The following is a 19,382-nucleotide window of genomic DNA, read 5'->3' as shown; positions in this document are numbered from 1 at the left end:
GCCGACCACGATGCAGCACCTGCCACGCACTCCACATCTGCGGCGCACCACCCACCGTCCCGCCCGGCGCCCCAGACCCGGAGGTGACCACGTAGTGCCCTGGTTCTACGTCGACGACGGATTTAGCGACTCCAAGCCCGTCATGTCCATCCCCGACCACCTCGTCCGCGTACCCATGCGGCTCGCAGTGTCCGGGCTATGGGTGCTCGGCGGAAGCTGGTCAGCCAAGGAAGAACTCGACGGATTCATCCCCGACTCGAAGCTGAAATCACTGCGCGCACCCCGCTCCGTCATCGAAGCGATCACCGGCCCCGGCACCCTCGACGCGCCACTTTGTGACCGTAAACCGGACGGAATTCAGGTCAGAAATTGGCAAAAATGGCAACCAACTCGGGCCGAAAACATAGCCAAGCGCAAACGCGAAGCCGAGAAGAAACGGAACCAAAGACGGCGCGGCAGAAACTTCGTGACCGGCATAGATGACCAAATGTCCCCCGGGGACAACCAAGGGGACACCACCGAACCCAGCAAAAACGTGTCCCCCGGGGAGTCCCCAAGCCCCACCCCACCCCACCCCAATCCCATAGTGGTTACTTCAAGTGGGGGAGTTACGTCAGCAGACGCGCGCGACCCCCGCCCCACCTGCCCCCGCCACCCAGACAGCAACGCGCGAGAAGCCTGCCCGGACTGCGCCCGCCGCCGCGAATGGGACCGCGCCGCAGCCGACCGCCAAAAAGCCGACGAGCTCGCCGAGCGTCGCAACCGCCGCGCCGCGATCGACGCCTGCCCACTCTGCGACCACAACGGCCTACGCCCACTCGGCGACAGCACCATCCGCTGCGACCACCAGGAGGCAGGCCATGCCTGACCGCTACGGCGAGACCGATCCCGTCGTCGACTTCGACTCACGCCGCCAAGCCCGCGAGACCGCGGCCGCCGCCGAGGCCGCCCGCCAGCGCCGGCAGAGCCTCGCGGAATCACGCGCCGTACACGCACCACTCAGCCGCGACCAGTCCGACGCCGCCCGCCGCCACCGCGCCGCGGTTACGTCACAGGCCGAAGCCGCACGAGAAGCGATGCGCATCGTCAACTGCGGCATGTGCGACGACGACGGCTACCGCGGCCTGGTCCTGTGCGATCACGTCGATCGCAGCCGCACCGCCACCAGCGGCATGGCCAAAGTCCGCGAAGCCATGGGCTGGGACACACCCAGCGCCGAGAAGGGTCAAGCATGAACATCACCCCGCCCGACCCCGAAACGGCCGCCAGCGGGCCGCACAGCCCCGAAGGTGAGCCGCTGAACGTGCGCACCGGACTGCTCCGCACCTGGTGCTGCAACACCCCCGCAGAAGAACCACACACCCCCGGGTGCACCTTCGAACCACGCGAAGACGAGCCCATCGACTACACCGGCCCGTGCCACCTGACCGCCGGCGCCCCGTGGGTGCCGGCGATTCCCGAAGACGTCGACTGGAAAGCCGCCCTGGCCGCCGGACCCGGCGCGCTCTGGGCCATCCCACACGTCGAACCCAGACCATCCGAACCCGCGATCCCAGTGCCGCCCGAAGTCCTCGCGATCGCCGCGGACTGGGACAGCATGTTCGCCACCCTGCTCGGCATGCCCTGCGGGGCGATGGCCGACGCAGTCCGCGCCTGGTGGCTCGCCTTCGTCGGGCCCCGCTGGTGCCACTGCGTCGGCGAGCCCCACTGCTGGTACTGCCCCATGACACCCATCTGGGCGGAAACCATCGAAGACCTCAATCTGAATACGTTCGACTGGCCCGAAGGAGACCGCCCGTGAGCCGCCTCGCCGCCGCTGTCCTCGAGCTCGCCTGCCAAGCCACCATCTACGCCTGCGAACGCATCATCGAGCAGCTTCATGCCCGCCGACCCTTGCACGACGAACCGCTACCAGGCGGCGCCATGGAATGCGACGGACCCATGGCCGCCGACACCCTCTTCGTCCCCGCTGAATGGACGTCCACCGAATGAGCGGCGCCCATTACGAGCTTTACACCAAACACGGCCCCGCCGAACGCGACTGGATGCGTAACGCCGCCTGCCGCATCGACGGAACACCCGACCAGATCCGTAAACACGCCGACAGCTTCTTCCCCCACCCCAACGACAAAGCCGGCCGCCACGCAGCCCAAGCCATCTGCAACCGATGCCCCGTCAAAACCGAATGCCGAGGACAGGCCGAAACTCTCGACATCCCGTTCGGAGTGTGGGGCGGCCGCCACATGGACGCACCGAAAGCCCACGGCCCGAAACCACGATGCGGCACCGAACGCGGCTACTACCGCCACCTCGACTACGGCGAACCCGTCGACGACGAATGCCTCGAAGCTGCACAGCACGCATGGGACCGACGAAAGCAGAACCGGAAGAAGGGTCAACACACCGATGTTTGAGAAGTCGACCAGCGACGCCCGCCCCGAAACCTCCGCACACCAATGCGTCGCCGGCACACACTGCATCAACGGGAAAACCATCGAAGGCCACCGCATCCCCGCCTTCACCGACGACCCCGGCACCCTCTGCGAACCCTGCTACAAGCGCATTCACTCCGCCATCAAGCAGCTCCCGTCGGACTGGCTCGAGCTGTCCCGTGCACTCGGCGAGAAGGCCAGCAGCAGCGGCGCCCCCGCCGTCGCATCCACCCGCACACCCGGCATCCCGATCTCGTCCAACAAGATCGCGCTCATGTCCGACATCGTCGAACAAGCAGAACGCGCCGCCACCACCGTCGCGATCGCGCTCAACACCGAACCACCCACCGGCCGGCACAACACCGCACCGCCCATCCTCGTCGACGGAAAACCCACCAAACCGCTACCCGACACACCCGCCTGGACCGCCGAAGACGCCGTCACACCCGACGCCCTCCAAGCACTCCGCGCCTGCATCGCACTCGTCGAACCCCACGTCCACACCCTCGCCGCGGCCGGCCCCGAAGCGTTCATCATCTGGGACCGACCCGGCGAAGAAACCGACGACCCACTCCAACTCGACGAAGACACCGGCCAACCCGCCAGCCGCCACGGCAAACTCTTCGTCGAACTCACCGGCCTCGAACTCGCCCTCGACCTCACCGACACCCACCACCGCGTACGCGCCGAACTCGGCAAGACCAAACTCCGCCACGACTACGGACTGCCCTGCCCCCGCTGCGGATCCAAATGCGGCCGCGACGACGGAACCACCATCGTCGACTGCAACAACCCCGCCTGCGACGGCTCGTGGACAGAACGCGAATTCAAATTCCTGCAGGGCCTCGTCATCGAAGGACGCGAAGAAGACATCCTGAAATGGCTTGTCACAGAGGCATATTCACGACTAGACAGCATTTCCGCCCTCGTCGCCGACCTCGAAACCGACGAAGCCACCCGCGACATCGAAGCCGTGCAACTCGTCATCGGCGCCATCAAACCCCACCTCGCCGGCCACCAGAAGCCCGCCGACCGCACCATTGGCACCAACCGCGCCGCCACCACCGCCCGCCAGATCGAAGAAGACAACTGGTCATGGCGCAACGAAACCCCCTACAAGCCGCCGAAACGCAAGCGCGCAAAGCCCAAGCCCGAGCCCAAGCAGCGATACGCCGCCAGCTCGCTGACGACCCTCACCGACATCGATGAAACCACCATCGACCAACTCCGACTCGGCAACCAAAAGTGCAAGCAGTGCAACATGATCCACGCGGGGGAGTGCGCGTGACTACCGACATCATCGACCGCATCGACCAACTCGTCGACGAGTCTCTGGCCGCCGGCGAACCCGCGGGCGGCTACGAAGACTGGAACCCTGAACCCGACCCCGACTATCCGCGCTGCCCCCACTGTGGCCGCCACTGGCACGGACTCCCCATCACAGCCCGCATCGTCGACATGTACGCGCGCCGCTGGTATGACCCCGGCTACGAGTACGCCAGCGACGCCAGCCCCGTGCTCTGTGACGGCTCCGACTTCATCGGACCAAGACGCCCGCCACCCACATACCCGAGCCGGAAGCGCGGACCACTTGTCAGCGGCATCATCACGGTCGACATCGACACCAGCGGCTGGCAGGCCGCCATGGCTCGCCTCCGAGAAGCAATCGAAAGCGTTGGGGCACAGGCCACGGCGTTCTTCACGGCGTACAGCCAGACATGGGAACCGGTCTGGACATTCACCGCCGGCAGCTACCGCCTCCCCGAGCAGTCCGCCCCCCGATGCCTACGCACACCCATCACCATCGAATTTGGCCCACAGAATTGGCACCACGAGATACAGCGTCCACACCTGCAATTCCCCCGCGCAACGTGGTTGCTAACACCGCTCGAAGTAGAAGTGAGGAACCTCTGGCCGGTGCTCACCACGCCCGACATCCCCACACCACCACGATCCGGCTACGACTTCACCGCATGGGCAACCGACGACCACCCCACCACCGGACCACAACAGACCGGCTGGACTGCTGCCAACACCTCACGCCGCCGGCCCGCTACAGCGCGCGGCCGCAACGACAAGCGATCACGCCGATGAGCGGCCACGTCCTGCCCTGGCCATGGCCCGCCGACTCCCGCGAAGACCGCGCGAAACGCGTAGCCCGCTCCTACCGCCAACTCGTACAGGACATCGCACAAAACCGCTGCCCCGACCCCGCCGGAGACCTACACCGCCTCGACCAATACTGGAACAGCGTCGGTGCCCACTGGGTACTCCCAACACGCCCCAACCTGCTTGACCCCGATGACTGGATGAGCGCACCCGACCTCGCCCACGCCATCGACCGCAGCCGCCGCGACATCTACAACTGGGCACGACTCGGCCACATCGAACAACGCACCGGCCCCGACGGCGCCCCCGAATACTCCGTCCAATCCGTCATCGACTACCAACGCAAACTCGTGCAGCGCCGCACCGGCAACCAGCGTTGACACACATGTCAGTGCTACGTAGTACCCTCAACCTCAAGCACCGCTGTGCCCGAACCCGGGTATAGCGGTTTTCTGCATGTCGGGGGAGGTGCGACATGGCCAACGGGAAACCAGGTGACGGCGCCGGCGAACGGCTCAAACGGTATTGGGCTTTCGAAGAAGGCGCCGCCAAGATCAAATGGAACACACCTGGCGACTTCGATCGCTGCGTCAACCACCTCCGCGGCAAGGTCGCAGACCCCGAGGGCTACTGCAACGTCGTCCACCGCATGGCCACAGGCCACCCACCCGGCAAGCACTCATGACCCTGCTCGAACGTGTGCTGCTTACCTTGCTCTCCCTCGCCACCGTGGGCAGCATGATCGGCATGATGGTCGGCACAGTGATGTTCTTCAACGCTCTGCCGCACACCTACCCCTGATGCCTCGGGCGCCGCGCCGATGCCCTGGCGACGACTACCAGTGCGATCAACTCATCACTGGATCAGCTCGCTACTGCCCGACGCACACCGTCGCATGGCGCGGCGCCCGCACCGCCTCAAGCCAAGCCACCACCAACTCGCAGTGGCCGGCCATCCGCGACTACGTCCTCGAGCGAGACCACCACGTGTGCCAACTGCAGTACCCCGGCATCTGCACCGGGTACGCCACCGTCGCCGACAAGCGCCAACCGGCCGCACGAAGACCAGACCTCGCGCTCAACCCCAACAACCTGCAGGCCGCCTGCACCGAGTGCAACGACCACAAGGCCCGCACCAGCGACAAACGCCCCTGACCTGCGGAAACGCAGAAGGGGAGGGGCACCACCTCCCCCCGGGGCCCAGCCAGCCTGCCGCAACGCACTGTGACTTACTCCGGCTACGGGTTCCGGAAAAATCAACCCCCGGCAGTGTCGGCGGGACTATCTCGCTAACGGTGTTTCCGGCGGTTTTCATCAGTAGGTTTCGGCTGCCGGGAATCGATCGGCGAAGGTGATCGCGAACGCATTCAGGGCAGGTTTCCACCGCATCGTCCATCGTGCCCTGCCTGCACCGGTCGGGTCCAGTGATCGGGTGACCAGATAGAGGCACTTGAGGGCGGCCTGCTCGGAGGGGAAGTGGCCGCGGGCCTTGATCGCGCGGCGGTAGCGGGCGTTGAGCGACTCGATGGCATTGGTGCTACAGATGACACGGCGGATCTCCACGTCGTAGTCCAGGAACGGGATGAACTCCGCCCAGGCGTTGTCCCACAGGCGGATCACCGCCGGGTAGCGTTGCCCCCATTTCTCGGCCAGATCGTCGAACGCTGCGCGGGCCGCGGTCGCGTTGACTGCGGTGTAGATCGGTTTCACATCACGCTTGATCTCATCCCAGTACTTGCGGGACGTGAGCCGAAAGGTGTTGCGCAGCAAGTGAATGATGCACGTCTGCACGATCGCCTGCGGCCACACGTTGCCCACCACCTCGGGCAGTCCCTTCAGCCCATCGCAGACGACGAAGAAGCTGTCCTTGACGCCGCGGTTGCGCAGATCGGTGAGCACGCTCATCCAGAACTTCGCGCCCTCCCCGCCGGTGCCGGCCCACAATCCGAGGATGTCGCGTTCCCCGGCCAGGGTCACTCCGATCGCGGCGTAGAACGGGCGGTTGGCGACCTGGCCGTCGCGGACCTTCACCACGATCGCGTCGATGAAGATCGCGGCGTAGGTTTCATCGAGTGGCCGCACCGACCAATCGTTCATCTCCTCGATGACCTTGTCGGTGATGCGGCTGATCGTCTCCTTCGAGACCGACGCGCCGTAGATCTCAGCGAAATGCGCTGAAATCTCCCCAGTGGTAAGCCCTTTGGCGTACAACGACAAGACCACCTCATCGACCCCGGACAATCGGCGTTGACGTTTCTTGACGATCTGGGGCTCGAACGTGGATGCCCGATCGCGCGGCACGTCGAGTTCGACCGGGCCGGTGGTGTCGGTCAGCACCGTCTTGGTGCGGGTCCCGTTGCGGATGTTGCCCGACCCCGCCTCCGGCGGGTCGTGTTTCTCGTAACCGAGGTGCTCGGTCATCTCCTCATTGAGTGCGATCTCCAGGACCGTCTTGGTCAGCTGTTTGAGCAGCCCGTCGGGCCCAGTCAGCGACAGGCCCTGTTCCTGTGCCAGTCGGACCAGCTCGACGGCAGCCTTCTGCTCTGCGGACTGCTCAGCCGCCTTCTTCTTCGCCACATCTTCCAGTGTCGTCATCACGGCACCTTTCTCGCCGAGCATCGCTCAGCGTGTCAGTACCGGAAACACCGTTATTTCCACAGTCCCGTGTCGGCGCCCGAAAGTAGGCTTGGCACATGGGATGTCGGCGTTGCGGCACCGAGCTGGTAGGTAGGCCGCATCGAATCTGGTGCTCGACTGCGTGCCGAGTCGCGGCCAGCAATGAGCGGGCTGCCGCCGACGGACGAGCAGACCAGTGGCGCACTCGGCGTAATGAGAAGGCGCGCCGCCAGGAGATGACTACACCGTGCGTCGTGTGCGGGGCGTTGATCACTCATCGGTCGCTGGGTCGGCGCTATTGCTCAAATCGCTGCGGCGCGAAAGCGTCGTACGAGAGACGGAAGGGCAGTCCGAAGTACAAGGCCGCTCGGCTTGGCTACGACCAGCGACGCCGCGCGAAGAAGAGCACCACCGCAGTTGAACTGTTTGAGTCGGTGGAGATCTTCACCCGGGATCGGTACCGCTGTCACATGTGCGGTAAGCGGTGTCGGCGTGACGTGGTGGTTCCGCATCCGATGGCGCCGACGCTCGACCACCTGATTCCCCTCGCTGAAGGTGGTGAGCACACCCGCGCGAACACAGCGACGGCGTGTTTTCTCTGCAATTCGGTGAAGGGTAATCGTGGTGGAGGCGAGCAGCTGGCGATGGTGTGATGCCTGATCGAAGGATTCGGACGTTCTACATCTCGACTGACCCACTCGATGTCGGCATGCGGTTCTGGTTCATTCTGCGGGTCTATCCGACGACGAAGATGCTGCAGGCTGCGGCGACGAAGTACAGCCCGCACGAGGACTTCACGAACGCCGGCGGCGTTTTCCATGGACGGTTCTCGTCGTGGCGGGACAAGAAGACCGGGAAGCTGACGCGGCACCCATCGACGTCGTTTATCGGGGTGATGCGGCTGAGTCGCCAGAACCTGTATCCGCACGTCGTCATCCACGAATCCACACACGCGGCCGTGACCCTGGTCCAGGCGCAGAAGCTCGTGACGGAACTCCGCCTCGGACGGACGCGCGAGCAGATGGATCACACAGAGGAACCGCTGTGCTATGCGGTGCACGAAATCTCACGCGCGGTGCTTCGCGCCACTGGCTTCTACGCCTGACTTTCCCGCCATGGGAACACCTTTCCTGACATAGGAGCCCGCTCATGCCTGGACCACCACCGAAAGACCCTTCCGTCCGTGCCCGCACAAACAAGACCGTCACTCGCGCGGTCTTGGAGAAGCCGGCCAGGCGGAGCGTGCGAATTCCACCACTGCCCAGGACCATCGACTGGTATCCCGAGGTCAAGGCTTGGTGGAAAGACCTGTGGGAGTCGGAACCGCGCAAAGAGTGGATCGATGTCGATATTCACCTGCTGTACGTGGCCGCGCGCCTGTACCAGATGATGCTTGACCCGGAGACCAAGGTGACCGCGGCGAAAGCTCTCGCAGGCGAGTACCGCCAGATCTTGGTGCAATTCGGTCTCACGCCGATGGCTCGCCGGTCGCTTCAGTGGGAGGTGCTGCGCGTCGAAGATGCCGCGGCTGCGCGCAAGGCGGCTGCCAAGAAGGCGCCGGCGAAGAAGGCGGCTGCGAAGAAGGCGGGGCCTGCTGACCCGAGAGCGCGGTTCCGGGTCGTCAACGGCGGCTAGTGCCGCATGGATCTGATCGTCCCGCCGATTGAGGATGAGTTCTTCCCGACGCTGGGCGATCAAGTGTGTGCGTTCCTCGAGGAACGGGCGTGTTTCGGCCCTGGTGACCTGAAGGGCCAGCCGCTGGTTCTCGACGAGGACCGGAAGTTCATCATTCACCGCGCCTATGAGGTGTGGCCGAAGGGGCATCCGCGGGCGGGGAAGCGTCGGTGGAAGCGCATCGCGATGTCGGTGCGCAAGGGTGCGGCGAAGACAGAGTTGGCGGCGTTGATCGCGTTCGCCGAGCTGCATCCGGAGGGCCCGGTGCGGTTCGACGGGTTCGACGACGACGCGGACTTCGGTTTGGCGCCTGGCCGGCCGGTCATCGACCCGTACATCCCGATGCTGGCGAACGCCAAGTTGCAGGTCGAAGAGCTCGCGTACGGCGCGCTGAAGCTGATCTGCGAAGAGTGCGGTGACGCAGACGTGTTCGACACCGGGGCGGACCGCATCATCCGGTTGGATGACCGCGGGAAGGCTGACGGTAAGGCTGTTCCGCTGGCGAACTCGCCGGACTCGAACGACGGCGGCCGCACGACATTCCAGTGCTTCGACGAGACACACCGCCTGTACCTGCCGTCGGAGCGCAAAGCGGTCACGACGATGGAAGCGAACCTGGGCAAGCGCGTCGCACAGGATCCGTGGTCGATGTCGACGACGACGGCGGGGGAGCCGGGGCAGAACTCCGTCGCCGAAACCGACCACCTCGAGGCGGAGGCGATGGCGCGCGGCGAGATCAAACGCCCGCGCATGTGGTACTTCCACCGGCAGGCCGACGACCGCTGGAACATGGACAAGTTCGAAGATCGGGTGGAGGCGATCCGCGACGCGTCTGGCCCGGAGCTGGCCGCGCGCACGGACCTTGAGGATCTGGCGTCGCAGTGGGACATTCCGGGTGCGGATACGCCGTACCTCGAGCGGGTGTGGTGTAACCGGTGGACGCAGCAGGGTGCGCAGGCGTTCGACCTGGGACAATGGAAGACGCTGGCCCGGCCGGAGGGCATCATCCCGAAGGGCGCGTTCGTCACGCTCGGCATGGACGGCGCGAAGTTCCGCGACTCGACGTCCATCGTGATGACCGACGTCCGAACCGGTCTGCAGCAGATTGAGTTCCTCGCTGAGAAGCCGCTGAACGACGACGACTGGGAAGTTAACGAGACGTCGTTGACCGCGCGGGTGATGTATCTGAAGCGGCACTACCGCGTCATGCTGATGTACTGCGACCCGGCCTACTACCAGACCGTGATCGGGCAGTGGTCAGCCAAACTGGGTGACAGTCCGTACACCAAAAAGCCTGTGGTGCAGGAGTTCTGGACGAACCAGGAAACCCGCATGATCAAGGCGCTGCTCGCGTACGAGACGGCGATCAACTCGTCGGCGGTGACCTACACCGACACCGATGAGATCGGCCAGCCGACGAAGCACGGGCGGCTGACCCGGCATGTCGGTAACGCCGGGAAGAAGTACCTGACCCGGGTGGACAAGGAAACCGGGAAGCAACTCTGGATTCTCGGGAAGTTGCACAAGGACCGGAAGTTCGATGCCTGCATGGCGGGGGTGCTGTCGTGGCAGGCCCGCATGGAATGCCTGAAGTTCCTGCCGAAGAAGCGGCTGGGGCGGGTCGTGAGAGTGAGGTGAATCGTCGTGGCCGTGCTGTCCCCTTCAGACTGGTTTGACCGGCTCGAGCGGCGATTCACCGCGAACACGCAGACATCTTGGCAGGACCAGCAGCACCGCCCGGAGACGTACCGGCCGCGTAATCAGTGGCTGGACACGCTGTGGTCGTACTACGCCGGCGATCCGCCGCTTCCGCAGATCGCTCCGGAGTTCCAGGACATCTTCCGCGACGTGATGCGGAAGTCGCGGTCGAACTACGCCGAGATGTGCGTCACCGCAGTCGTGGATCGGATGGAACTGCTGGCGGTTTCCACCGGAACGGATTCGACCCCGAACGGTGACGATCGTGCCGCCGAGCTGATGGAAGACACGGGCTTCACGGCGCAGTTGAAGGATCTGCTGACCTACATGCTGGCGATGCGTGAGGCGTACGCCATGGTGGTGCCGACGCCCTACGGGCCCACGATCCACGCGATTGATCCGCGCCGCTGCGTCGGTATCTCAGACCCGAACAATCCGGTGCGGCTGCGCGCGGCGCTGGTGCGGTCCTACGACGTCGAGGAAGACGAAGAGATCGCGCACCTGTTCCTGCCGGGTGAGAAGTGGACGTTGCGCCGCAACGACTACCGGCAGTGGGAACGCACCGCCGATCAGCCCGAAGAGATCACGGGGCTCGATGATCTGGGCGGCATCCCGATCGTGAAGTTCGAGAACAAGCTGGGCGTGGGCGAGTACGAGGCGCACGTCGACGTGCTCGACCGGATGATCGACACGACGCTGCAGCGCATGGTGCTGATGCGCTATCAGGCGTTCAAGCAGCGCGGCGTGTCCGGTGACGAGCCGGAAGACGAAGAGTACGACGACGAGAACGAAGAGACGCCGCCCAAGGACGACATCGACTGGGACCAGGTGTTCAAGGCCGGCCCGGGCGCGGTGTGGAAGGTGCCGGCGGGCTGGCAGTTCTGGGAGTCCGGTCAGGCTGATCTGTCGGGCATGCTGGCGGCCGAGCTGCGCGACGTGAAGACGTTCGCGGCGGTCACGCACACGCCGCTGTACCTGATCACCCCCGATGATGCGAACGGGTCCGCCGAGGGTGCTGGTCTGCTGCGGGAGGCGTTGACGTCGAAGGTGCGGGATCGTCGGGCGCGCACGACACCGCAGTTGAAGCTGTTGTGGCGCATCGTGTTTGCGATGGACGGTGACGCGTCGCGCGGCAAGACGGTGAAGTTGCGTTGGGGTCCGATCGAGTACAAGTCGCTGGCCGAGAAGGGTTCGGCGAGCGCGCAGGCGGCGAATGTGCTGTCGAAGCAGCGGATCATGCGTGACATCTGGGAGATGCCGCCCGAGGACATCGAAGAGAACCTCGCGGAACTGGATGCCGAGCGTTTGTTGGTGGCGTCGCTCGCCGCGCAGGCGACAGCGAGCACCCAGCCGCCGCCGACGTCCGGTCAGCCGGCGCCGGAGCCGGTGAATGACCCAGCCGTCGCCTAGCGGCATCGCGACGACCGCTGACGCTCTCGCCGCAGTGACGGCGGCGCGCGCAGCGGCCGCTGCGGGTAACACGCTGCTGGCGTCGACAGCGAGCCTGTCGGAGACGGTCATTGCCGCGCGGGACACCGCCGGCGAGTACGCCAAGACGCTGATCTTGGGGTTGTGGACCGCGGTCGACCCGTACTCCGGCGCCGATGTGCAGGCGTTCACCGAGGCCGCGGCGAAGCACATGCGGACCGCGCAGACGTCCACGGCGCGCGCCGCGGCGGCGGGGCAGAAGCAACTGCTGTCGGCGATGGGTGTGACGGTGCGCGGTGTGCCGTCGAACCCGATCAACGTGCGGGCGCCGGCGGCGACCGTCATCGACGGTCGGCTCAAGTTGGAGCGGCCCGACCAGGTCGAGGTCGACTATCGGACGCGCGGGCACGCCGTGATCAGCGCCGAAGACTTCACCACCGAGGCGATCTTCAACCGGCCGGCGCGCACCGTGCGCGCACTCGAGGCCAAGGGCGCGACCCGTGCAGTCGCGGACGAGGCCGCACGCCAGCGCATCGAACTGCTCGTCGACGACAATGTCATGCTCGCTCAGCGATTCGCAGAGTCCGAGATCCTCTTTGCTGCGGCCGATCTCGACACTGTCGCGAATCCGGTCGTGGCGATGCGGCGCATCATTCACCCGGAACTGTCGCGCACCGGGACGTGCGGGCTGTGCATTGCGGCATCGGACCGCCTCTATACCGTCCGCGAGTTGCGCCCTATCCATGACCGCTGCCAGTGCACGACGGCGCCGGTCACCGCGGACTACGACCCCGCCGACGAGTTGAACGCGGTCGACCTAGGCGCGCTGTACGACGCGTCGGGCGGCACATCGGGCGCCCACCTGAAGCGAACCCGCTACCAGATCGACGAGCACGGCGAGCTAGGCCCGGTGCTGGTCCCGACACGGAACTACAAGCCGCGCAGCAAGACCGCGAAAGCCCAGTCCGCGGGGACGGGTGTGGCCGCCGTCGAATCGCCGGCGCAGGTCGCGGCGCGGCACCTGCCAATCCTGGAAGCCAACCTCGCGAAGCTGCGCGCCGACGGCCTCCCGGCCGACTCGCCGCAGATCCAGTACCACCTGCAGCAGATCGCCAAGTTCAAGCGCGCTGCCTGAAGAACTTCCGCCATCTCGGCGGTCGACCCGTCATGGGTTTCCCATCCCGACAGGGGAGTAGCAAGTTGAGTGAATTCCACGATCTGCCGATCCATCCCCGGACTGGTCTGCGAGCTATCGGGATACTCCCGAAGAGCGGCAAGCCAGTGTGGCCCGTCATGGGCGGTTCGCAGCCGCACGGTGATCCCGCAACCCCGCCGCCGGCCGATCCCCCGGAGAACCCTCCGGCCGACCCGCCGCAGGATCCGCCCGACAGGGGCTTTCCTCCGCACACGCCGATCAAGGACATGACACCTGATCAGCAGGCGGCGTACTGGAAGTACCACGATCGGCAGAAGAGCAACCTGCTGGACAAGTTCCAGGGCATCACGCCCGAGCAGGCGTTGCAGTGGAAGAACGAAGCAGAAGAGGCTCGGCGCCAGCAGCAGACGCCATCCGAGCGGGCTCTCGAGGACGCTCGGACTCAGGCACAGACTGCGGCTGCGACAGCAGCGGCCGAGCAGTGGGCTCCGCAGCTCGCGGAGGCCGTCGTCAGCCAGTTCGTGACTGACGAGAACCAGAGACCGGCCGTCATGGCGGGACTCAACCCGATGTCCTTCGTCAAGAACGGGAAGTTCGACAAGGACGCTCTCATCGGTCATTTGACCGGTCTCGCACAGGCTTTCGGCGGTGTCGAGTCCGGTGGCCAGGGGGCACCGCCACCCAGACAGTGGGGCCAATCAGGAGATCGCCCGCCGGCGCCGTCGGCGAGCGCAATCGGTTTGGCCGAGGCTGAGCGCCGCGGCTACGTCAAGAAGTAGGAGGAACGATGTCGAGCGACATCACCGTTCACTCCAGCGCATACCAAGTCGACAACCGCGAGTGGCTCATCGGAACCCACGGCGTGGACCTGACCCCTGGTGTGACGCTGGATGTTTCGAAGTTCACCAAGAACACCCACTACCCGAACGGCTACGTGCCGTCGGGCACGCTGCTGGGCAAGGTGACCGCCACCGGGCTGTACGGCCCGTACGACAACGCGGCGAACGATGGCCGTGAGGTCGCTGCGGGGCTGTTGTTCAGCTTCGTCAAGGCGATCGACGCCACCGGTAACACGGTGGCCAAGGTGGGCGGCGCGATCTTCGTCCACGGCGCCGTGAAGGAGTCGAAGCTGCCCGCGAACTCGGGTGTCGACTCCGCCGGCAAGACCGACCTGTCCAAGATCGTCTGGCTGTAAGGGAGGACTGACAGATGGCTATCGTCTTCGACGGTCCCATGGGCCTGCGGCCCGATGCGATCACCACGTTCATCCGGAACGTGCCCATCCCGGCGAGCAACCTGCTGCAGCAGCTGTTCCCGACGCGGTTCTTCGACACCAACCGGGTCGATTGGGCCGAGCTGGTACAGACCAACCGCACCGCGGCCTACCGGTCGTTCGACGGTCTCATCCACGTGTCGGCGCGCGACGCCGGCTCGGGGAAGTACGTCGAACTGATCCCGTTCTCGGACTCGCTGAACAAGGGCGAGTACGAGCGGATCGCCGCCGAGATCGCGCTCAACGCGGGCACCAACACCGACCGCCTGGTGCGGGCGGCCTACAACGACGCCGAGCGGCTCATGGGCACCATGAACAACCGCATCGAGCTCGCGTGGGGCGACGTGCTCACCGACGGCAAGCTCACCATCAACGAGGGTGGGTTCAACGGTGAGGCCGACTACGGCGTGCCGGCCAACCAGATCTCCGCCCCGGCGGGTGCGACCTGGACGGACGCCAACCAGGCGACCGCGGTGCCGCTGACCGACTTCGATGCGCAGCAGGAAGTGCGCATCGCGAACGGTTACGCCCCGGCCGCGCAGGCGCTGATGTCGCGCACGCGCATCAGCATCCTGCGGCGCAACAAGCAGATCATCGACGCCGTCTACGGTTCCACGCAGGGCCGCACCAGCGTCACGGTCGAGGAACTCAACCGGCTGCTCACCGCCGAGAACCTGCCCACCGTGCGTGCCTACGACTCGACGCTGTCGGTCGAAGGCACCACCACGCGGGTGATCGGCGTCGACAAGGTCATCATGCTGCCCGAGGACATCGGCTCGCTGGGCTTCATGGCGTTCGGCCTGTCGGCCACCGCCCTCGAGCTCGTCCGGTCGAACCAGGCGGAGATGACGTTCGGCAACGCGTCCGGCGTTGTCGGCCTGGTGGAGAAGGTGGGCCCGCCCTACCGCGAGTTCACCTTCGTCGACGCAGTCGGCATGCCGATCCTCGCCAACGCGGGTCTGCTGTCCGTGCTGGACGTCGCCTGATGGCCGCGCTCGCGATGCACGTGGCCGTGCGCGACGCAGACGGCGTCACCCACTCCTTCGGTCCTCCGCTCACGTCGGACGAACTGCCGGAGTGGGCGACCCGGCAGATCACCAACCCGAAGGTGTGGGAGGACGGCGACGTCCCCTTCCCCGCCGGCGGCGCCGAGGACAACGGCGGCGGGTCCAGCGATGGGCCGCCTCCGCAGTCCGGCAAGGGCTCCGGTGAGGAAAAGTGGCGCGCCTACGCGGCGTCGAAGGGCATCGAACTGCCCGCCGACGTCGACGGCCGCGACGGCATCATCGCCTACCTCGAGGCGAAGGACATCCCGGTCGAGTGACCAGCCCGACGGAACCAGCCGACGGCCGATTCGTCACCATCGACGCCGTGCGAGCCCGCTTCGAGGGGACCATCCCCTCGGACCGGGTCGCGCGGGTCAAGTGGCGCATTCTCGACGTCGAGAACGAACTGATCGGTCTGGTTCCGTCGCTGCTCACGCTCAACACGGATGCTGACCCGGAGACCCCGGAAGGCATCCGTGTCGGGCGGGTCCGCACCCTAGTCATCGACAAGGTGCTCGACCTGTACCGCAACCCGGACCGCAAGACGTCGAAATCTTCTGGCATGGACGGGTTCACCACCACCTACGGGTATTCGCAGAACCGCGACGCCGGACCGGGTATCGCCTTCACCGAGGACGAGTTGAACCGGGTTCGCCTGCCGAAGAAGCGGCGGCCGCGACTCGGAACGCTGAAGGCGGCGCCGTGGCAGGTGCCGTGTTGAGCGATCTCGCTGCGGCGATCGACGAGCACGGCATCGACGCGCCGCTGCGGCGACCCGTCCCCGACTTCGGCGAGCTCACGTACCCGCCGCAGACGACCGCGACTGTGCGGCTGGTGCGGCGCATCGGTGCACCGCAACGCCTTCCCGGTGACGAGGGCGGCCGCGCCTACACACAGGCCGGGCTGATCTACGTGCTCCGCGACAGCGACGTCCGCGACCTCGACAAGGTCACCCTGCCCGAAGGTGACTTCATCGTGCGGGGCGGCGCGGAGAACGATCAGATCAACCCGCTCGACGGGCACGACTTCGGCGTGAAGCGGTACAACGTGGAGCGCGGGTAGCCGTGGACGTCGACATCCCGGAGAAGAACCCGTGGCGCGGCCAGTGGCTGAAGAGCAGCGAGTGCCGCGTGCTGGTCACCGAGCGGATCAACACCGCGCAGATGCTGTACCAGGCGGAGGTGTCGCGCCGCACCGGGCGGCTCGCGCGTGCGACCCGGGTGAGCACCGAGTTGGGCGGGCCGAAGCGGAACTACTGGGAGGGCGTCCTAACCGTCGGCGGCCCGTCGGGCGTCGGCCTGCTCGACTACGTGCTGCCGCACGAGTTCGGCGCCCGGGAACGCTACAGCGAGAACCGCGGCGATCCGCTGTTCGATGAGACGCAGGGTGCCCACGACCTCGACATGGTGCTTGAGTTGATCGCGCTGGTGCCGATGTGACCATCGCCTATCCGGCGTGGTGGCGCGGATTCCGTTGGGACGTCGAACGTCTGCTCAACGACCTGTTCACCTTTGATCAGAACCCGAGCGCAGTGGAGGGGCTCCGGTTGGAGCCGTTTTTCGCACCGAACAGCGACCGCGAGGCGTGGCTGAAGCTGGGCAACGCCTACTTGCTGGTGCACCGCCGCGGCGGGAACCTGCACATGGACGACAGCCATCAACTGATCGACCAGAGCGTCGTCGACCTGGCCGCGCTGACGCCGTCGCGCGACGAATCGAATGACCTGATGGCCTACATCACCGGCGTCCTCGACGCCTTCGGCGATGAGGGCGGGACCGTGCATCGGTCGACGCCGCACCGCTGTGGACTCTCAACAACCTTCATGTCAGCTCCTGGTGAAGTTGTTGGGCCGCAATTGATCCAGGAGCTGATCAGGGAAAAACGCATTGTGCCGGCGACGTGGGAGATCCATGCGGCGGTGCCTCGCGGCCTTCCCAACTATCGCGAGGCGCTCAGCCTCGACGACGAGTGAAAGGAAAGTAACCCATGGTGGCAACCGCTTCTCCGTGGACAACCCGCAAGGATCTCCAGTTCGCCGCGCGCAAGCTGGCGGTCATCCAGTGGGACTACAACGTGCCGCTGATCGAGACGCTGCACAACCCCACGACCGGCGCGCTGGTCCTGCCCGACGACGGCACCGTCATCGGTCTGCACCGCAAGCAGCGCGGTGGCGCGTTGTCGAACGCGCAGACCCTCAACGACGTGATGGCTCACGGCGAAGGCGGCCCGACGCTGCAGATCCCCACAGAGCGGCGCATCGGTGTGGGCCTCGAGCCCTACGAGACGCATCGCCGGAACCTCGAGAACTACTGGGGTGCCGACTGGTCCGACGTCGAGCCCGACGCGTCCGGTGGTGTCACGCTGCGGGTGCCGTCGCTGCCGCTGAACAAGATGTCCCGCGTCGCCCTGCTGGGCAAGTGGGACTACAACGGTCTGCCGGCCTACATCGCGTGGATCGGTAACCGGGTCAACATCACCGAGACCGACACCCAGAACGTGACCGACGCCGACGTCATCGCGTACCCGTACACGATGAACTTCCAGGGCGTCGACGAGCACGACGGCGAGCCGTTCATCATCGACATCTTCGGTGCTGGCTGGGCGGCGATGCAGGCCAACGCGAACGCCGGGTTCGGTGTCGGCGTCACGTCGATCAGCGTCACCCCGGCGGTCCTCACCCTGGATCTGTCGAACGGGGAGACCGAGCAGCTCACCGTGGTCGACGACCTCGGCAACGATCGCACGGGGTCGGCGACGTTCAGCTCGAGCGACCCGACGAAGGCGACGGTCGGCCTGCACGGGCTGGTCACCCCGGTGGCGGCCGGCCCGACGACGATCACCGCCACGTACTCGGGCAAGACCGACACCACCGCCGTGACGGTCATCGCCTGACATGGCGGCAGCGCAGAAGAAGGCGGCCAAGGGCTCCCCGCGGGCGGCATCACCTCGTGTGGTGACCGCCGGCGGGGAGCCCGTCGGTCGTTTCGCACAGGTACTGGCCGAAACCCGCTCCGCCGGTTTGGCGATCGAGCAGTTCGAGATCACCGACGATCTGGTGCTGTTCCCGCCGAACAAGGCGCGTCAGCGGCAACTCGAGCAGGCATCGGCGGCCTACATCCTCGCCCAGTCCGTCGCCGTCGACCTGATCCGTACGCAGGGCGAACCCCCGGAGGATCAGGACGAGCGGATCCGGTGGGCGCAGACGCAGCAGGAGGCGCTGCGCAACGCGTACGAGACCGCGGAGAAGGCCGAGCAGGCATTCAACGAGGCACTGTTCGGTGGGCCCGAGGTGTACCAGCGGGTCAACGAGTACTTTGATCCCCGCCCGGAGTGGGAGCGGCAAGCGTTCGAGAACGCGATCAACGAGCAATTCCGGCGTCTCCCGAAGAACGGCTGCTGCCAGGCGTGCGGTCAGGTGGTGGATCAGCACGAGGGGGAATCCGAGGGCGAGTCCTCTGGTTTGTCGAGCACTTCTGGGACGAGCTCGAAAACGACTTCGCCATCGAGCTCAACGGAACCGACGCTCGAGACTGGTTCCGAGGACTCCGTCCCTGGTCCCAGTTCGTCAACTACGCCGAGCGCGTAGCCCGCACGGAGGGCACCGAGACGTTCGCCGCGATGTCGGTGGACGACGAGCTGCTCGCCGAGTTCAACGAGGTCTTCGCCGACATCGACCCCGAGAAGCCGCCGAGGCCGGAACTGTTCGGCTATTCGCGGCTGATCCGCCATGTGCACCAGTTGGAGCAGGTGACGACGCGGGTGTTGGCGGCGGTGACGAAGAACCCCGGGTTGCCGATCCCGCAGGGCCCGGTCACGGCCTACGAGTTGTGGGAGAAGCAGTCCGAGGACAAGGAACTGGATTCGCTGTTCGGCGACATCTTCAAGGTGGACCCGAAAGCTCTCGGAATGATCATCGACTGATGCTGCAGTGCAACATGATTCGGATGGAGG

At 65.8% G+C, this 19,382-nt stretch carries 28 protein-coding genes; 27 read left to right on the top strand and 1 reads right to left on the bottom strand.

What is annotated here, in order from left to right; translation table 11 throughout:
• Positions 1 to 94 precede the first annotated feature (94 nt).
• The 10 genes from ACXYX3_RS17820 to ACXYX3_RS17775 all read left to right on the top strand — a co-directional run bounded on the left by ACXYX3_RS17820 (position 95) and on the right by ACXYX3_RS17775 (position 5,695).
• On the top strand, positions 95 to 868 hold the full coding sequence (locus ACXYX3_RS17820; RefSeq protein ID WP_458608446.1) for a hypothetical protein: 774 nt from the start codon (positions 95 to 97) through the stop codon (positions 866 to 868).
• Positions 861 to 1,235, top strand: a complete 375-nt coding sequence (locus ACXYX3_RS17815) for a hypothetical protein (RefSeq protein ID WP_458608445.1) — start codon at positions 861 to 863, stop codon at positions 1,233 to 1,235. The genes ACXYX3_RS17820 and ACXYX3_RS17815 overlap by 8 nt, the downstream gene beginning before the upstream one ends.
• On the top strand, positions 1,232 to 1,801 hold the full coding sequence (locus ACXYX3_RS17810) for a hypothetical protein (RefSeq protein WP_458608444.1): 570 nt from the start codon (positions 1,232 to 1,234) through the stop codon (positions 1,799 to 1,801). Before ACXYX3_RS17815 ends, ACXYX3_RS17810 begins: the two co-directional genes overlap by 4 nt.
• On the top strand, positions 1,798 to 1,992 hold the full coding sequence (locus tag ACXYX3_RS17805; protein ID WP_458608443.1) for a hypothetical protein: 195 nt from the start codon (positions 1,798 to 1,800) through the stop codon (positions 1,990 to 1,992). Before ACXYX3_RS17810 ends, ACXYX3_RS17805 begins: the two co-directional genes overlap by 4 nt.
• The gene (locus tag ACXYX3_RS17800) at positions 1,989 to 2,414 is read left to right on the top strand and encodes a WhiB family transcriptional regulator (protein ID WP_458608442.1); all 426 of its coding nucleotides are present in this window, start codon (positions 1,989 to 1,991) and stop codon (positions 2,412 to 2,414) included. Before ACXYX3_RS17805 ends, ACXYX3_RS17800 begins: the two co-directional genes overlap by 4 nt.
• On the top strand, positions 2,407 to 3,720 hold the full coding sequence (locus ACXYX3_RS17795) for a hypothetical protein (RefSeq protein ID WP_458608441.1): 1,314 nt from the start codon (positions 2,407 to 2,409) through the stop codon (positions 3,718 to 3,720). Before ACXYX3_RS17800 ends, ACXYX3_RS17795 begins: the two co-directional genes overlap by 8 nt.
• A complete protein-coding gene (locus tag ACXYX3_RS17790) occupies positions 3,717 to 4,526 on the top strand; it encodes a hypothetical protein (RefSeq protein ID WP_458608440.1) in 810 nt (269 codons plus the stop codon). The genes ACXYX3_RS17795 and ACXYX3_RS17790 overlap by 4 nt, the downstream gene beginning before the upstream one ends.
• A gap of 215 nt (positions 4,527 to 4,741) precedes the next feature.
• The gene (locus ACXYX3_RS17785) at positions 4,742 to 4,921 is read left to right on the top strand and encodes a hypothetical protein (protein ID WP_458608439.1); all 180 of its coding nucleotides are present in this window, start codon (positions 4,742 to 4,744) and stop codon (positions 4,919 to 4,921) included.
• Between the two features lie 95 nt (positions 4,922 to 5,016).
• Positions 5,017 to 5,226 (top strand): hypothetical protein, encoded by a 210-nt coding sequence (locus ACXYX3_RS17780; RefSeq protein ID WP_458608438.1) that lies wholly within the window; start codon positions 5,017 to 5,019, stop codon positions 5,224 to 5,226.
• Positions 5,227 to 5,341: 115 nt separating this feature from the next.
• Positions 5,342 to 5,695: an HNH endonuclease gene (locus ACXYX3_RS17775; RefSeq protein ID WP_458608437.1), complete on the top strand. Its 354-nt coding sequence runs from the start codon at positions 5,342 to 5,344 to the stop codon at positions 5,693 to 5,695.
• A 159-nt stretch (positions 5,696 to 5,854) separates the two neighbouring features.
• Here ACXYX3_RS17775 and ACXYX3_RS17770 read toward each other — a convergent pair whose 3' ends face one another.
• Positions 5,855 to 7,138, bottom strand: coding sequence for an IS256 family transposase (locus ACXYX3_RS17770; RefSeq protein ID WP_434085903.1), 1,284 nt, complete (start codon positions 7,136 to 7,138; stop codon positions 5,855 to 5,857).
• Positions 7,139 to 7,410: 272 nt separating this feature from the next.
• Between ACXYX3_RS17770 and ACXYX3_RS17765 the strand changes: the two genes are divergently transcribed.
• The 17 genes from ACXYX3_RS17765 (at position 7,411) to ACXYX3_RS17685 (ending at position 19,352) form a co-directional block, all read left to right on the top strand.
• Complete coding sequence (locus tag ACXYX3_RS17765) at positions 7,411 to 7,809, top strand: HNH endonuclease (RefSeq protein ID WP_458608436.1); 399 nt, start codon at positions 7,411 to 7,413, stop codon at positions 7,807 to 7,809.
• Positions 7,809 to 8,261: a hypothetical protein gene (locus ACXYX3_RS17760; RefSeq protein ID WP_458608435.1), complete on the top strand. Its 453-nt coding sequence runs from the start codon at positions 7,809 to 7,811 to the stop codon at positions 8,259 to 8,261. Before ACXYX3_RS17765 ends, ACXYX3_RS17760 begins: the two co-directional genes overlap by 1 nt.
• Positions 8,262 to 8,305: 44 nt before the next feature.
• A complete protein-coding gene (locus tag ACXYX3_RS17755; protein ID WP_458608434.1) occupies positions 8,306 to 8,791 on the top strand; it encodes a phage terminase small subunit in 486 nt (161 codons plus the stop codon).
• A gap of 6 nt (positions 8,792 to 8,797) precedes the next feature.
• Positions 8,798 to 10,468, top strand: coding sequence for a terminase (locus ACXYX3_RS17750; protein ID WP_458608433.1), 1,671 nt, complete (start codon positions 8,798 to 8,800; stop codon positions 10,466 to 10,468).
• Between the two features lie 6 nt (positions 10,469 to 10,474).
• On the top strand, positions 10,475 to 11,938 hold the full coding sequence (locus ACXYX3_RS17745; RefSeq protein WP_458608432.1) for a phage portal protein: 1,464 nt from the start codon (positions 10,475 to 10,477) through the stop codon (positions 11,936 to 11,938).
• Positions 11,919 to 13,091 carry a hypothetical protein gene (locus ACXYX3_RS17740; protein WP_458608431.1) on the top strand — a complete coding sequence of 391 codons (1,173 nt, stop codon included), beginning with the start codon at positions 11,919 to 11,921 and terminating at the stop codon, positions 13,089 to 13,091. Before ACXYX3_RS17745 ends, ACXYX3_RS17740 begins: the two co-directional genes overlap by 20 nt.
• Positions 13,092 to 13,249: 158 nt before the next feature.
• Entirely contained in the window at positions 13,250 to 13,891 is a 642-nt protein-coding gene (locus tag ACXYX3_RS17735) for a hypothetical protein (protein WP_458608430.1), read from the top strand.
• A gap of 8 nt (positions 13,892 to 13,899) precedes the next feature.
• Positions 13,900 to 14,307, top strand: a complete 408-nt coding sequence (locus ACXYX3_RS17730) for a head decoration protein (RefSeq protein WP_458608429.1) — start codon at positions 13,900 to 13,902, stop codon at positions 14,305 to 14,307.
• A gap of 14 nt (positions 14,308 to 14,321) precedes the next feature.
• The gene (locus ACXYX3_RS17725; protein ID WP_458608428.1) at positions 14,322 to 15,371 is read left to right on the top strand and encodes a major capsid protein; all 1,050 of its coding nucleotides are present in this window, start codon (positions 14,322 to 14,324) and stop codon (positions 15,369 to 15,371) included.
• Positions 15,371 to 15,709: a hypothetical protein gene (locus ACXYX3_RS17720; protein ID WP_458608427.1), complete on the top strand. Its 339-nt coding sequence runs from the start codon at positions 15,371 to 15,373 to the stop codon at positions 15,707 to 15,709. The genes ACXYX3_RS17725 and ACXYX3_RS17720 overlap by 1 nt, the downstream gene beginning before the upstream one ends.
• On the top strand, positions 15,706 to 16,152 hold the full coding sequence (locus ACXYX3_RS17715; RefSeq protein WP_458608426.1) for a hypothetical protein: 447 nt from the start codon (positions 15,706 to 15,708) through the stop codon (positions 16,150 to 16,152). The genes ACXYX3_RS17720 and ACXYX3_RS17715 overlap by 4 nt, the downstream gene beginning before the upstream one ends.
• Complete coding sequence (locus ACXYX3_RS17710) at positions 16,134 to 16,493, top strand: hypothetical protein (RefSeq protein ID WP_458608425.1); 360 nt, start codon at positions 16,134 to 16,136, stop codon at positions 16,491 to 16,493. The genes ACXYX3_RS17715 and ACXYX3_RS17710 overlap by 19 nt, the downstream gene beginning before the upstream one ends.
• Before the next feature lie 2 nt (positions 16,494 to 16,495).
• Positions 16,496 to 16,870, top strand: a complete 375-nt coding sequence (locus ACXYX3_RS17705; protein WP_458608424.1) for a hypothetical protein — start codon at positions 16,496 to 16,498, stop codon at positions 16,868 to 16,870.
• Positions 16,867 to 17,403, top strand: a complete 537-nt coding sequence (locus ACXYX3_RS17700; protein WP_458608423.1) for a phage tail termination protein — start codon at positions 16,867 to 16,869, stop codon at positions 17,401 to 17,403. Before ACXYX3_RS17705 ends, ACXYX3_RS17700 begins: the two co-directional genes overlap by 4 nt.
• 14 nt (positions 17,404 to 17,417) lie before the next feature.
• The gene (locus tag ACXYX3_RS17695; protein ID WP_458608422.1) at positions 17,418 to 18,323 is read left to right on the top strand and encodes an Ig-like domain-containing protein; all 906 of its coding nucleotides are present in this window, start codon (positions 17,418 to 17,420) and stop codon (positions 18,321 to 18,323) included.
• A gap of 1 nt (position 18,324) precedes the next feature.
• On the top strand, positions 18,325 to 19,017 hold the full coding sequence (locus tag ACXYX3_RS17690; RefSeq protein WP_458608421.1) for a hypothetical protein: 693 nt from the start codon (positions 18,325 to 18,327) through the stop codon (positions 19,015 to 19,017).
• Positions 19,018 to 19,049: 32 nt separating this feature from the next.
• On the top strand, positions 19,050 to 19,352 hold the full coding sequence (locus tag ACXYX3_RS17685) for a hypothetical protein (RefSeq protein ID WP_458608420.1): 303 nt from the start codon (positions 19,050 to 19,052) through the stop codon (positions 19,350 to 19,352).
• Positions 19,353 to 19,382 lie beyond the last annotated feature (30 nt).

This window comes from Mycobacterium sp. Panama NTM2, from assembly GCF_054355555.1.
The sequence above is the reverse complement of the archived record's forward strand: the minus strand, read 5'-3'. Positions and strand labels throughout refer to the sequence as shown.